Here is a 14,438-nt window from a genome sequence, read left to right on the forward strand (position 1 = left end):
GTTTTACTTTTTAAACGCCAGCGCCTTCACCGGCTGAATCCGGTTGATGATGAACGTCGGCAGCCACAGCACCAGGGCAATCAGAACGACGGCCGCGCCATTGAGCGCCAGAATCGTCGGCCAGTCCCAGACGATGGGCACGTAGTTCATGAAATAGTTCTTGGCGTCGAGCGGAATCAGCTTATACCGATCCTGCAGGAAACACAGCCCCAGTCCGACGACGTTGCCGATCAGCAGCCCCCAGCCGACCATGTTCAGGCCGACGTACACAAACATGCGCCGGATCAGCGAGTCCGAGCCGCCCAAGGCTTTCAGCAGACCGATCATAGGCGTACGTTCCATCATCAAGACCAGCAGGACCGACACCATGTTGAACGAGGCAACGAACGTAATCAGGAACAGAAGAATGACCATGTTCCGGTCGAGCAGCACCATCCAGTCGAACAGCGGGCGGTACTGATCCGTTACGCGGGTCAGCCGCATATCGGGCGTCATCCGGTCGAATACGTTTGAGGCCGTGGCTTCGAGCTGCTTGAAGTCATTGACGAAAATCTCGTAGCTCCCCACCGAATCGGGGCCCCAGTTATTCAGGCGCTGAACGAGCCGGATGTCGCCCAGCGCAATGGTTTTGTCGAACTCTTCCAGACCGGTTTCGTAGATACCCACAATGGTCATTTTACGGGCGCGGGGCGGGTTGCCCAGAAAATACAGCGGGATGCTTTGCCCCACCTTTACCTGCAACTGATTGGCCATGTACTGACTAATCAGCAGTTGCGTAGAACCGTTACCCGTATCGGCCCCGACCGTCGGCACGGTTCCGGCTACGAGTGATTCCCGCAGCAGGTCCCAGTCGTAATCCCGGCCTACGCCTTTGAGCACTACGCCCGATAACTCGTCTTTCGTTTTCAGGATACCGGCTTTAATGCCCACCGCCTGTATGTGCCGAACGCCGGGAATCCGTCCCCGCTCGCGGTAAAGCTCCGTATTGAGCGCCAGGGGCGACTCTTCGTAGGACATATTGTTGGTAAACTTGGCTACCTGCAGGTGGGCACCAAACAGAAAAATCTTCTGCTGGATGGTTTGTTTGAAACCGAACAGCACGGCAAACGCCACAATCAGGATCGCCAGACCCAGCGCGATGCTGATAACCCCCACGCGCGTAACGGTGGCCGAGAAACTTCCTTCGGGCGCGTGGCGCACCTTACGGGCAAGAAAAACCGGGACGTTCAATAAAATAGCGGTTTAAATACGTTACAAAGCTAACGGACAAGCCGGCGAACTTTGCAAAAAATAAGCAGAACTATCGGGGTCACGGGGGGGGTGTTTGGGAGTTGCGGGAGCTTGGTCGGGCATTCCGCCGGTTTTTGGGCGCTTCAGCGTACCTTTGCCACCAGCCGTCGTACCCGGTACGTCCGGTTTGCGATTTCATGAAACCAATTCCTATGCTGTCCTATTGGTCTGATAACCGCTTTTCATGCTCCTGGTCGTCTGCGCGAACAAAGAGTTTTTTGGTGGCGGGCATTACGTTCTATCTCATTACGGCCGGATGGCTATCGACGCAGGCGGTGGCCCAGACCAGCCGTAATGGTCAATCGTCCATTCAGACCGGGGCGAGCCAGACGGCGCTGTATCTGCCCGCCCTGCAGGGCAGGCGCGTCGGGATGGTGGTGAACCAGACGTCGGTTATCAACCAGACGCATATCGTGGATAGCCTGAAAACGCTGGGGGTAACGATCAAAACGATCTTCGCGCCTGAACACGGTTTCCGGGGGCAGGCCAGCGCGGGCGAGAAAGTTGCCAGCAGCCGCGACCCCCAAACGGGCATCAATATCATCTCGCTCTACGGCAAAAATCTGAAACCAACGCCCGCCCAGCTCGATTCGCTGGATGTCGTGGTGTTTGATATTCAGGACGTTGGCGTTCGGTTCTATACCTATATCAGCACGCTTCATTACGTGATGGAAGCCTGCGCCGAAACGAATAAACCGCTGATTCTACTCGACCGGCCCAATCCCAACGGGCATTACGTAGACGGCCCCGTCCTCGACCCGAAATTCAAGTCGTTCGTCGGCATGCACCCCATACCCATTGTACACGGCCTGACGGTGGGCGAACTGGCCCGGATGATTAACGGAGAAGGCTGGCTGAGTGGGAGTAAAACGGCGCAGCTGACCGTAGTGCCGGTCAAGAACTACACCCACCAGACCCCCTACGACCTGCCCGTGCCGCCCTCGCCTAATCTGCCCAATACTCAGGCCATCCTGCTCTACCCGTCGCTGTGTCTGTTCGAGGGGACGGTGGTCAGCGTCGGGCGAGGCACCGACAAACAGTTTCAGGTCATTGGTTCGCCGAATCCCAAAAATGGTCCTTTTCAGTTTACGCCCGTAGACAAGCCGGGGGCTGTAAACCCACCCAACGAAGGGCAGCTTTGCTACGGTCTCGATCTGTCCGGTATTGACGCTCGTCGGCAGGGGTTTACCCTGAGATACCTGGTTGATTTTTACAACAAAGCCGCTAACAAAGACAAGTTTATCTTGGCTAGTAACTTTATTGACAAGCTCTACGGCAGCGATCAGCTGCGGATGCAGTTGAAACTGGGCATTTCGGAAGAAAAAATACGCAGAAGCTGGCAGCCCGCCCTGAATGCCTATAAACTAAAACGCAAAAAATACGTCTTATATCCATAGGGCCGTTGTCCTCTGCTCTGATTAGTGCAGCTGTTTTTTGAGTGTCACCAGTAATCTGAAGCTAGAAGCCGGTATGTTTGTCTTTGTTTCATACCGTAATTCTGTGAGACTATTCGTTTTTACGCTTGTTTTCGCCGGTATGGCGGCTGTTCCGGGCTGGGGGCAGGCGGTGGTCACGCTGCGCGAATGGCCCGCCCGGCTGCAGCTTTATCAACGGAATCCGACCACCAGCCAGTGTAATGTTGCCATTTCCGGTCGCGTTCCGGCGAAGACCGTAACGGCCATTTCGCTGGTGGTGTACCGGAATCAGCAGCGTCAGCAGTACGCCCGCACGAGTCCTGATTCCCTGACCGGCTCGTTTGCGTTCAGTCCCCTTATTAAGGCCGAACTGGCTGAATATAGCTTTCGGTTGTTTGCCCATTCGTCGGCGGGGGATTCGGTACAGGTGGCCGGGCGCGACAGCATCGTTTGTGGCGACGTGTACCTGATCATGGGCCAGTCGAACGCCATTGGCCGATTCGATACCAACGCCTACCGGAACGAGTTCTGCCGGACGTTCGGGGTCAATCAGGGCGACAAACCCTATAATCCCGCCGACACGGCCTGGTGCCTGACTAATACCAGCGAGGGGATCAATAGCCTGTGGGGTGTTGAGTTGCAGCGGCTGATCTGCCAGCAGCAGGGAATTCCAACGGCGGTTATCAATGGGGCTGCGGGCTCAACGAGCCTGTATAACCACACAACCCGCGACGCTGGGCAGCCCGATAACCTCAATACGCTCTACGGTCGGCTGCTCTACCGGGTACGGAGAGCGGGCGTCGCCAATCAGGTGCAGACAATGATCTGGCGGCAGGGCGAAGCCGAGGCCGCCGGTAACCCGGACGATTATGCGCGTCTGTATCCGCAGTTGTATAGCTACTGGAAACAGGACTATCCCAACCTGAAGCGGGTCTATCATACGCAGATTAACCTGCTGACCGATGCATCGGTGCGGGCGGGGGCGCTGCGCGATTATCAACGGCGTTCCAATGAGCTGTTTCCGGATAACGTGTCTATCGCAACGGTGGGCTTGCCTGCCTATCAGGGCCTTCATTACGGCGAGGCTGGTTACCGGCAGTTTGGGGCCGAGCTCTATCGGCTCGTCGCCCGGGATTTTTACGGTTCTACGGACACCAGCAACATTCAGTCGCCGAACGTCCGGCGTATTTTTTACAGCACGCCCGATCAGAGCGAGATTACGCTTGAGTTTGAGCCGGGGCAGGTCATGCACTGGCCGATGGACACCATCCTGCTAAGTCCCGCTAATGGCGGTCTTTTTACGCAGTCGCTTAACAACTACATCTATACCGATTACCCGAATGGTGAAACTGGCCTGCTGAAATCCGTAACGGAGCAGGGTAACCGGCTGATTCTTAAACTGAATAAATCGGTCAATGCGCGGCATCTGACATACCTGCCATCGTCGTACCGCGATTCGCCGGTGGGTTTTTACACCGGACCGGTGATTCAGAATCAGAGGGGAATGCGGGCGCTGACGTTCCATCAGGTCTCCATTGCCGCCCCCCTGCCCGTAGCCGCCGATCTGCGGGCTATTCCGATTGATACCAGCGCCATTCAACTAGCCTGGAGCGAGACGACTCCTGACGTTGAACAGTGGCTGATTGAGCGGGCCGACTCAAGCGGGATATTCAAACTGCTGGCTCGTGTACCCGGCTCTGCGAAGCAGTACGAGGACCTTCGGCGTTCGGGACAGAAAGACTCCCTGCAACTTGGAGCTGTGTACCGCTACCGGGTTCGGTCGGTAGGTCGGCAGGCCGAAGCCGCTTATTCGCCCGTGGTGTCGGCATCGCTGCAACTGGTGCTGGCCGTGGAGGAACCCCGGCCGCTGGTGTCGGATACCATCTTCGGCCCTGCTACGCTGGTGTACCCGAATCCCGCCAGCGACCAGGTCTGGGTGCGGCTGCCGCTGGACTGGTATGGCGACGCGGTTGCGCTTACCTTAACCAGCGAGGCCGGATTGGTAGTTCTTCACCGGACGGAACGGATCAGCGCGGGCGCAACATCAGTCAGATTTTCGGTGGCTGACTTGCCCACCGGCGTTTATATACTGACCATGCAGCACCGCTTGGGTGGGGTGCGCTGCCGACTGGTGGTGAGTCGCTGATGAGCCGACTACGGCACAGTTTAGGCGAGTGAATCGAAAAAATGCCCTAACTTTGCATTTTAGAGACCAATCCATGGCCACAGAACAAATTCTGATTCTGGATTTCGGTTCACAGTACACCCAGCTCATTGCCCGTCGGGTGCGCGAACTGAACGTCTATTGCGAAATCCATCCTTACAATCACCTGCCTCCTATCTCTGCCGACGTTAAAGGCATTATCCTGTCCGGCAGTCCGTCGTCGGTTCGCGACGCCGATGCGCCGGAAGTGCATCTGGCCGCGTTCCGGCATAAAATGCCCGTTCTGGGCGTGTGTTACGGCGCACAGCTGCTGGCGCATACCAGCGGGGGCGAAGTGCAGGCATCGGCTATCCGGGAGTATGGCCGGGCTAAACTAGGTACTGTTGAGACAGAGAGTCCGCTGATGCACGGCATTGACCCGCATTCGCAGGTCTGGATGTCGCACGCCGACACCATCACGAGCGTTCCGGAAAATTTCAAGGTCATTGCATCGACCGATACGGTGAAAGTAGCCGCTTTTCAGGTGGATGGCGAGCCGACCTATGGCATTCAGTTCCACCCCGAAGTAACGCACTCGATTCAGGGCAAAACCCTTCTGAAAAACTTCGTAGTCGACATCTGCGGCTGTTCGCAGGACTGGACCGCCGAGTCGTTCGTGGAAACGACCGTGGCGCAGCTGAAGCAGAAACTCGGCGATGATAAGGTGGTCCTGGGGCTATCGGGCGGGGTCGATTCATCGGTGGCGGCCATGCTTATTCACCAGGCCATCGGCAAAAATCTGTACTGCATTTTCGTGGACAACGGCGTGCTGCGGAAAAACGAGTTTGAGGACGTCCTCGAATCGTACCGGACGCTGGGTCTGAACGTAAAAGGCGTTGACGCAAAAGATCGGTTTTATACGGCACTCACCGGTCTGTCGGACCCGGAGGCCAAGCGTAAAGCCATAGGTAAAACCTTTATCGACGTTTTCGACCACGAGGCTCATTTGATTGAGGGCGTATCGTGGCTGGGGCAGGGAACCATCTACCCCGACGTGATTGAATCGGTTTCGGTAAAAGGACCATCGGCAACGATTAAATCGCACCATAACGTGGGTGGCCTGCCCGACTTCATGAAGCTGAAGGTGGTGGAGCCGCTCAATACGCTCTTCAAAGACGAGGTGCGGGCCGTTGGCCGGACGCTCGGTTTGCCCGAAGCGATTCTGGGTCGGCATCCATTCCCCGGCCCCGGTCTGGCGATCCGGATTCTGGGCGACATTACGCCTGAGAAAGTTCAGATTCTGCAGCAGGTCGACGCCCTGTTTATTGAAGGGCTGAAGCGCGAGGGCCTGTACGATAAAGTCTGGCAGGCGGGCGCCATGCTGCTGCCGGTGCAGTCGGTAGGCGTCATGGGCGACGAGCGGACCTATGAGCGCGTTGTGGCGCTGCGGGCTGTAACGAGCGTTGACGGCATGACGGCCGACTGGGCGCATCTGCCCTACGAATTCCTCGCCAATATCTCGAACGAAATCATCAACCGGGTCAAGGGCGTCAACCGCGTTGTATACGATATTTCCTCTAAGCCACCTGCTACCATTGAGTGGGAATAAGGCTGGTTAATGGCAAACTTTTGTTCAAACTGCCCGACATCCTACGTCGGGCAGTTTGTTTTTAACGCTCCGGGTTACAGCCTTCGGGCGCCGGTTTGCCACGTAAGTCCGCCCACCTGCTGCTTCCGGTAATATTGACTAAGCATAAGCTGGAACGGCCGCTTGCGCAGCTCTTTTGGAATGTGCAGCAATAACTGACATTTGCCCCGGTACTTGGCCGGCAGTTTCATGCCTTTCAGCAGGGTTTGCTGGAAGGGGTTCAGTTGAGCCCGGGCTTCCTGACGATTAATAAGCTCTGCTTTCGGCAAAAACTGACGGGCCTGCCGGAACAGATCAATCGGCATCTGGAACAGCAGCCGCGCCCCTTCGGGCAGTTTTCCTTCAATGGTAATATCGAACGCCCGGGCTTTGTCGGGCGCGCCCACCAGCAAGAACGGTAGGGCGACAAAATCCGGTAGCGGTGCATCGGGGCCGGGCTCAGCGCTGACGACGTTGAAGTTTCGCCAGGTTACGTTATTGTTATTGCGGATAAACAGCTGGAAATTGTTCCAGTTTAGGAAATCAACTGGGGTAGGAGCCGGGTCAAGAGCGTTTCCAATAAGGCCAACATAACAGTAATGCCCAACCGGCGGTATGCTGGCGGCAGGCCAGGTGATGGCATCCGATACAGTCAGCTGGCTGCCATTGGGTACGGTTGGCAGGTTGACCGATCCGGCCAGCGTCCACAAATCAGGGGTGACGAGCGAAGCCGGTGGCGACCAGTACACAGTTGCCTGTACGTTCGTTGCAGCCGAACCGCCCCGGTTGCGCATGCGAACGTAAATAAAATGATCGGTAGACGCCACCACACGGCTGCCGAGGGTGTTGCTGTTTTCGGTGCCGCTGCCTTCGCCAAAAGCCGCCTGTGGATTTGCCTCGGCAGCTGGCCGAACGATAATGTCGGGGCTGGCCGAGATCGCTCCTGAATGGGAATTGCCCGTATCACCCACAAAATCACGCACATATACGTCTGGTGCAACGTTCATCAGCAGATTGCCAATAATCTGGCGCAGATTAGGCATTACGCTAATCTGCGACGTTTCGGTAGCGGCAGGAGCCGTGCCGGTGGCCGGATTACGTAAAATGGTCCGCATCTGACGAGGCCCAAACCGGAAACCCAGGTTAGCTTCAGCAATGCCGTTGATAGACAGGGCCGCGCCGGTGATCATGGGCGATGCCCCCGACGTACCGCCAAAACTCGTGCTGTAGAGGTTGGTTGCCCCGCTGCTGTCTGAGTTAAGGGTATTGATGTTTTGGCCCCAGGCGTAGTTGTCAATTCGCTGACCGTGGGGAGCCCAGGGCATGCGGGTGTGCGGAGCCGCCGAGGTCGCGGCACTGACAATGATGGCGCCCGAATCCCGGAAGCCTGCTCCGCCAGGATTCAGAATCGCGTCGCCACCCGGCGAAACATAGGTGTCCAGCGCAAACGGGGGCGTAGAACCGTTGTTAGTACCGTTTCCGCCTGCTTCTACGACGATAATGCCCAGCGCCGTTGCCAGCCGGATGGCCTCGTAGGCCGCATCCAGCACCTCAATCGGCCCCAGCATCATCGGGATACCGGGTACCCAGTTCTGGGCTTCGAGCAGGATAACATCGCCAAACGATAAGTTGGCTACGGCAACGAGAATGGCATCCTGCTGAGTACTGCCCGAAAAGGAGGAGCCGCGTACGCTGGCAATGTGGGGCGTAATTCCGACGCAGCCGATGGCGTTATCAACGGCGCAGATTTCGCCCAGTACCGACGTGCCGTGCCCGCGGTCGGCGTCCAGAATGGATCCGTTCAGGTTGGTAAGGCTCGCATGCGCCACCAGGTCTTCGTGATTAAAAGTCCAGCCGCGTTCGATGTCAATCAGGCGCTGGCCCTGTCCGTCACCACCCACGAAATTCCAGGCGTAACGGGCATCAATGCCACCCGGGGCCGCATCAAGGTAAGTCTGATTAACCGCCCGCACATCGTCGGCTGCGTTGACGAATGGCGACGGGGCAGGTACGTAAACGGTGGCATGCTCTACCTCTTTCCAGCGCTGCATCTCTTTGGCGATGGCGGGTAACTGAGCCGGATCGTCGTATTCAACCTTGAAATAGCTGAACAGCGGCCCCGGCCGGTAGGTCTCGTCGACCTCCTGCGCGCGCTTCACAAGGTCGCCTAGTTTATCAGGGGGCAGAGCCTGATATAGGCGGGTCATGCGAAGACCCGGAAACCTGGTGGTCAGGCGTTTCAGGGGAGCAAACTGCCGTTCGGTAAGCTGTTTGACACCGTCATCGTCGTAGGTCAGCTTTACGTCGGGCGCGAACCGAACCGCTACGTAAGGCGGCTCCGCGGCCAGAATTTCGGGGTGATTCCGGCGCATATACTCCAATTCTTTTTCCATTGGATAAGAGGTTTAGAAACAAAAATTGATCATTAGACAATCGGACTGTCGAGCACTAACTCCCGGTTCAGGCCGCATTTCTCCATGAACTCGTTGGTAAATACCGCCCGGGTGGGCGCGTCCAGTAGCTGCTGACGCGCCATGAGCCAGGCATCTATGTTCGGCTCGCCATACATGCGCCGGACGCGCTGTTCGCTAAGGCCAAAGTTGATCTTGCCCCAGTGCATCGTAAAGGGAATGTCCAGCGCGTCGAGCCGATTCCAGGTGCGTTCGAGAAACTCGTTGGTCAGTTTTGAATCGATGCCGTCGAGTTCCAGAACGCACGTAATTGGAAACCGGGTGAACCCCAGCGTAGCGGCCGTTTGCTTCACCCAGCGCAGACCCAGCACGCCTGGATACGCCGATTGGGCGTTGAGAGCCGCGATTTCTTCCAGCACCCGGGGGCTATCGGTCGCGTTGATGCCAATCGCTGCGCTGGATGCTTTACCGCGAATGTTGGTGTTACCAAAGAAATCGCTCATGGTGCCGATCCAGCCGTCAGTATCTTCCAGCGCCTGCGGGTACAGTAGATTGACCAGGGCCGGTACCGATTTTTTGGGCTTTAATCTGTCTAGAAGCGTCTGAATCAGCCCCATCGTATCGTCGCCATACGTAAAGCCGGGTTTGAGCGGGGGCGGCAGGGCACCGGAGGGCTTCGCGCGGTACCGGTATAAAATGCGTGCAAATGGTCCCCGTTCCGGATTGGCTCCGGTCAGATCGAGCTGGTGCGGATTAACGATCAGCTGAAAATGATACGGTTCGGCGTCCGGCGTGGCCAGGGGCAGACCAAGTGCCTGAGCGATGCCCGAAAAGTCGCAGTGGGTCATGGCTTTTTTCAGCTCGGTCGTGTACGGCACACTCTTCGCACTGTAGGACTTGAGCCAGAATAGGTCCGAGATTTCGAGCATAATCCCGTGAATGAATCCGAACGAGCCAAAACTCACGACGGCCGCGTTGAAGAGGGCGTCGTCGCGCAGCACCTCCGTTACGCCCAGTACATCGGTAAATTGCCGGGAAGCTACCGGATAGGATGCGCGCTCCAGCCAGACATGCTTCTGGGGACCACAAACAATATGCAGACCAACAATGGTATCGTGGACAGAGCCGAGATCGAATGCCGCGCCATGCGTACCGGTGGAGGTAGCCCCGGCGATGGTTTGCCCGTTACTGGCTCCCGATGCCCGGATGGATTTATTCCGTCCTTCGAGCAGTTGCTCCAGAATGTGAATCGTTGTGCCGCATTCAGCAAAAAACAGGTTCTCCGGCGACTTCCCTGCTGCGAGGTATTCGGGCGCAACCGACCCCTGGCGGATGGCGAACGTCTGCATCAGCGCGTCGGTATCGACCATCCCCCCGTTCGTAACGCCAACTCTGGTGAACGACCAGTTCTTGCCGATGGCCCGCAGGCGGATGTTCTGATCAATGGCGTGCTGGATGAGCCACTGAAAATTGGCGGTCGTCTGCCGATACTCCGATTTGCTGTCGGGTAGCCCGCTCGGAATGGTGAGCTTGAACGAATTGCCGGGCAGAAGCGGCTGCGTGAAGTTTTCGTGGCGGTTGGTTAGTTCCGAGATCGGTAACCGCTGGAGTCCGTTAGGAAGGCTCATGGTCGCAGGGCGTTGGGCGTGGAAACAATCAGATGGAATCGGTTGGGGGGACGTACGGCGCACAGCACCAGCGAACGTGCCGCCGGTTTACCATGCCGAGCGTAACCGTCGCCAGCAGATAATGGCCGAAGGTTGACTTTACCGTCACGCCGTTCAGGTGGTTGAAGCGACGACCGGGATTACAGAGCGAATCGCAGTGGGGCTGAATGTCGGTTGGCTGCTTCAGACCCCAGAAGTAGGCCGTTACGGTCGTCTGCGAGTAAGAGACGTTGGCAGGTGTGCAGCAGTCGGGTTCGGTCATGATCCGCGTGGTTATGCAACCGGGCAGAGCCAGACTTGTCAGCAGCATTAGCCCAATTTGTCGACACCGGGCACGAGTGGATAGGAGGGAGTAGCAGTCTGTAATCATGGGCTTGAGAACCTTATGCCTTATCAGTCGGGAAAGAAAGGTCCGGCGCCAACACGCTGGCTAACTCATTGAGGAATCGGTAGGTAGGTTTAGGTAACGGTGGGCTGGGAGAGGTAGCGGGGTTGTCTGGCAACCAGACGCTTGAATGCTGGCCAGCCGCAAATGGTGTAACAACAGAACGGGGAGCAGGACGATATGTCCTGCTCCCCGTTCTGTTGTTACTGAGATTACGTTAGCGCTTCTCGGCAATTACTTCCCGAATGTCGCTGATGATCTTCCCGGCGAGGTGGTCGGCAGTAGCCAGCGTGTCCGATTCGGAATAGATGCGGATAATCGGCTCAGTGTTCGATTTACGCAGGTGAACCCACTCCTTGTCGAACTCAATCTTCACGCCGTCGACGGTGCTGATGGGGTTGCGGGCATACTTGGTTTGAATTCGCTGCAGCACGGCGTCTACGTCGATGTCGGGCGTGAGTTCAATCTTGTTTTTGGAGATGTAGTAGTTCGGATACGTCCGGCGCAGCATGGAGGCCGACTTGCCCGACCTGGCCAGGTGGCTCAGAAAGAGGGCGATACCTACCAGCGCGTCGCGGCCGTGGTGCAGGTCGGGGTAGATAATCCCGCCGTTGCCTTCTCCGCCGATAACCGCGTTCTGCTCTTTCATCATTTCCACGACGTTGACCTCACCCACGGCCGATGCGTAATGCTTACCGCCGTGCTTCTGCGTTACGTCGCGCAGGGCTACCGTACTCGACAGGTTCGAAACCGTGTTCCCGACATTTCCATTTTTCAGAACGTAATCCGCAACGGCCACCAGCGTGTATTCTTCACCGAACGGGGAGCCATCCTCACAGATGAGCGCCAGACGGTCTACGTCGGGGTCCACCACAATTCCCAGATCGGCATTACCTTTTTCCATCTCCTTGATGATGTCGCGGAGGTTTTCGGGCAAGGGCTCCGGGTTGTGGGCAAAATTGCCCGTTGGTTCGCAGTGCAGTTTCGAGATCTGTTCTATACCCAGGGCTTCCAGCAGCATGGGCACCGCCAGACCACCCGTGGAGTTGACAGCGTCCACCACAATCCGGAAGTTGCGCTTCGCGATGGCTTCGCGGTCAACCAGCGGCAGGGCCAGAATCTGGTCGATGTGTTTCTGCAGCCAGGTTGTATCGGTGCGGTACTGGCCAAGTTTTCGAACTTCGGCAAACTCAAACGATTCGGTATGGGCAATAGCCAGCACATCGGCACCGTCCTGGGCGGAAATAAACTCGCCGGTTTCGTTCAGCAGTTTCAGGGCGTTCCATTGAATGGGGTTGTGGCTGGCCGTGAGGATAATCCCGCCCGCAGCGTTTTCGCCCGCTACCGCCAGTTCAACGGTTGGGGTTGTTGAAAGGCCCAGATCAATGACGTTCAGGCCAAGTCCCTGCAGCGTAGCCGCTACCAGTTTGGAAACCATTTCGCCCGATAGCCGACCATCGCGCCCAATGACAACGGTTTGTTGGTCAGGGTTTCGCTGCCGGAGCCACTGGCCAAATGCGGCCGTAAACTTTACCACATCCAGGGGTGTCAGTCCGTCTCCGCTGCGCCCGCCAATCGTTCCCCGAATTCCAGAAATAGACTTGATTAATGCCACGTGATGGGTCAGGTAAAAGAATTTGATAAGTCTACAAAGATACGGGGCAGGCAGCACGGGGCAAGCCGGTGAGCCGCTTAGCCCGGAAAAACTTTGTGTTCGTGTGCGCTTTGCCCGCGTTATATATATTCCTTACAGAAAGGTTAACTCTGACCGCAGCGTTGAATTGGCCTGCCCCACAAACGTACCACTGATGGGGGCCGCCAGTTCGGGTTTTGCCGTTGAGGTCAGAAAAACATGCCGATTAACAACCACCGAGCCTTCGGTAGGATCGAAACCCCGCCAGCCGGCACCGGGCAGATACACCTCCGCCCAGGCATGGAGCTGGTGTTCCTGCTGCGGATTACCGAACAGGTAGCCACTGACGAAGCGGGCGCCAATGCCCAGGCTCCGGCAGGCGGCAATGAACAGGGTCGTGTAATCGCGGCACGAGCCTCTCCGTAGGATCAGGGTCTGCTCCGGCGGAAAAGGTGCGCCGAGTTCCCGGATTTCATACGTAAACTCCCGGATTTTCTGGTTCAGGGTCGTCAGGAAGCCGGTTGTCTGCCAACTGGCACTGGCTGCAATCTGCCGGGCCCAGTCATCAACGCGCGGAGTAACGCCAATACGCTCCAGGTAGGGCTGTAATATATCCTCAACCGACTTTGGGTAACGAAACGGCACCATCTGAGTCTCGAAGGGGAACAGCACAAAGTCGAACGAATTGAACTCGTCGGACTGGAGCTGCATCTCGGCCGTTACGCAGAGGTGCTTCGTTGGATGATCGAAATACACCAGCTGCTGCACATTCCCTTCCACGTCAATATTTCGAACAACGCGCGACGGCTTCGGATCAATCGTCAGTTGATAATCGAGCAAACGCTGGTAAGGGTACATCCTGGGATACAGGTACAGCGTTTGTGGGCCGAGCGCGACGGGAAAATCGTACGTGTATTCGGATTCGTGCCGAACATGAAGGTGCATAAGTATGGTTGAGTACGTACAATACGTAGAGCCAAAGCGGCCATCCCTGGAAGAATGACCCGTATTGGCCCGCTGAATCGAACAGAGTTAATGCTTCACGGAACGCACCTTATCGAAAATGGGGTCCATCCAATACGTAGGCAGTTTTCGGACCGAGTTACTGAGCAGTGCGCTCCACTGGTGAGATACCTCGTCCATATCGTCTTTCTCCAGCCGATATTCGGTCATGTGAAAGGAATCTTTCGGGTACACCACGACATCCAGTGGGTAGTCTACGTCGTTGGCGCTGACGCGGGTCGCGTCGAAAGCCAGAAAGCCAATCTTCAGGGCATCTGGCAGGCTGGTATCATACGATAGGTTCCGGAACAGCAGGGGCTTGCCGTAACCTGAATTACCGATAATCTTGAACGGAGCACCCTGGTCTACCTCGACCCAGTTGCCTTCCGGGTACAGCAGAAAGAGTTTATGCTCATCATCGTCTTCCAACTGTCCACCAACAATGGCGTTCAGGTTGAAATTCAGGCCGTTGGCCATGATGGATGCTTTGTCTTCCTGAGCAACGCGTTTGACCTGCTCGCCGAAGGCATTGACGGCTTTGTAAAGTTTGTTGAACGAACGATCCTGCTCGGCAAGCACTTCCTTAAAATACGTAATGGCCTTGTCGCGCACGGAGCGCAAACCCGAGGTCATGATGAACAGGGAGTGGTTTTCAACTTCGTGAACCGAAATTTTTCGATTCGACGAGACTTCGGTGCCGGAGGTCAGCCGCGTATCGGCGATGGCAACCAAGCCCGACGCGACCTTGATTCCTAAACAATACGTCATTTTAAACGTGCAAAAGCAGGTGGTATACCCAACAAATATACAGGTTGCCCCCGTTTTTGTTTGGTATACCCTCTGCTTTTCTCAAAAAACGTGATTA

At 56.6% G+C, this 14,438-nt stretch carries 10 protein-coding genes; 3 read left to right on the plus strand and 7 right to left on the minus strand.

Features of this window, described 5'->3' with window-relative positions; genetic code table 11:
* Positions 1 to 3: 3 nt before the first annotated feature.
* Positions 4 to 1,230, minus strand: a complete 1,227-nt coding sequence (locus HNV11_RS07045; protein ID WP_171739004.1) for an ABC transporter permease — start codon at positions 1,228 to 1,230, stop codon at positions 4 to 6.
* Between the two features lie 197 nt (positions 1,231 to 1,427).
* On the opposite strand from HNV11_RS07045, the gene HNV11_RS07050 reads away from it, so the two are divergent.
* From HNV11_RS07050 to guaA, 3 genes are all read left to right on the plus strand, one after another.
* On the plus strand, positions 1,428 to 2,687 hold the full coding sequence (locus tag HNV11_RS07050) for an exo-beta-N-acetylmuramidase NamZ family protein (protein WP_240163813.1): 1,260 nt from the start codon (positions 1,428 to 1,430) through the stop codon (positions 2,685 to 2,687).
* A gap of 103 nt (positions 2,688 to 2,790) precedes the next feature.
* Positions 2,791 to 4,851 (plus strand): sialate O-acetylesterase, encoded by a 2,061-nt coding sequence (locus HNV11_RS07055; protein ID WP_240163814.1) that lies wholly within the window; start codon positions 2,791 to 2,793, stop codon positions 4,849 to 4,851.
* A gap of 73 nt (positions 4,852 to 4,924) precedes the next feature.
* Positions 4,925 to 6,457: a glutamine-hydrolyzing GMP synthase gene (gene guaA, locus HNV11_RS07060; RefSeq protein WP_171739006.1), complete on the plus strand. Its 1,533-nt coding sequence runs from the start codon at positions 4,925 to 4,927 to the stop codon at positions 6,455 to 6,457.
* Between the two features lie 74 nt (positions 6,458 to 6,531).
* Here guaA and HNV11_RS07065 read toward each other — a convergent pair whose 3' ends face one another.
* The 6 genes from HNV11_RS07065 to HNV11_RS07090 form a co-directional block, all read right to left on the minus strand.
* Positions 6,532 to 8,868 carry a S8 family peptidase gene (locus tag HNV11_RS07065; protein ID WP_171739007.1) on the minus strand — a complete coding sequence of 779 codons (2,337 nt, stop codon included), beginning with the start codon at positions 8,866 to 8,868 and terminating at the stop codon, positions 6,532 to 6,534.
* 32 nt (positions 8,869 to 8,900) lie between these two features.
* Positions 8,901 to 10,514, minus strand: coding sequence for an FAD-binding protein (locus HNV11_RS07070; RefSeq protein WP_171739008.1), 1,614 nt, complete (start codon positions 10,512 to 10,514; stop codon positions 8,901 to 8,903).
* A 28-nt stretch (positions 10,515 to 10,542) separates the two neighbouring features.
* Positions 10,543 to 10,815 carry a hypothetical protein gene (locus tag HNV11_RS07075; RefSeq protein ID WP_171739009.1) on the minus strand — a complete coding sequence of 91 codons (273 nt, stop codon included), beginning with the start codon at positions 10,813 to 10,815 and terminating at the stop codon, positions 10,543 to 10,545.
* 340 nt (positions 10,816 to 11,155) lie between these two features.
* On the minus strand, positions 11,156 to 12,553 hold the full coding sequence (gene glmM, locus HNV11_RS07080; RefSeq protein WP_171739010.1) for a phosphoglucosamine mutase: 1,398 nt from the start codon (positions 12,551 to 12,553) through the stop codon (positions 11,156 to 11,158).
* 132 nt (positions 12,554 to 12,685) lie between these two features.
* Entirely contained in the window at positions 12,686 to 13,516 is an 831-nt protein-coding gene (locus tag HNV11_RS07085; RefSeq protein ID WP_171739011.1) for a transglutaminase family protein, read from the minus strand.
* 87 nt (positions 13,517 to 13,603) lie between these two features.
* Positions 13,604 to 14,341 carry a peptidase gene (locus tag HNV11_RS07090; RefSeq protein WP_171739012.1) on the minus strand — a complete coding sequence of 246 codons (738 nt, stop codon included), beginning with the start codon at positions 14,339 to 14,341 and terminating at the stop codon, positions 13,604 to 13,606.
* Positions 14,342 to 14,438 lie beyond the last annotated feature (97 nt).

The organism is Spirosoma taeanense, assembly GCF_013127955.1.
GTDB classification, from domain to species: domain Bacteria; phylum Bacteroidota; class Bacteroidia; order Cytophagales; family Spirosomataceae; genus Spirosoma; species Spirosoma taeanense.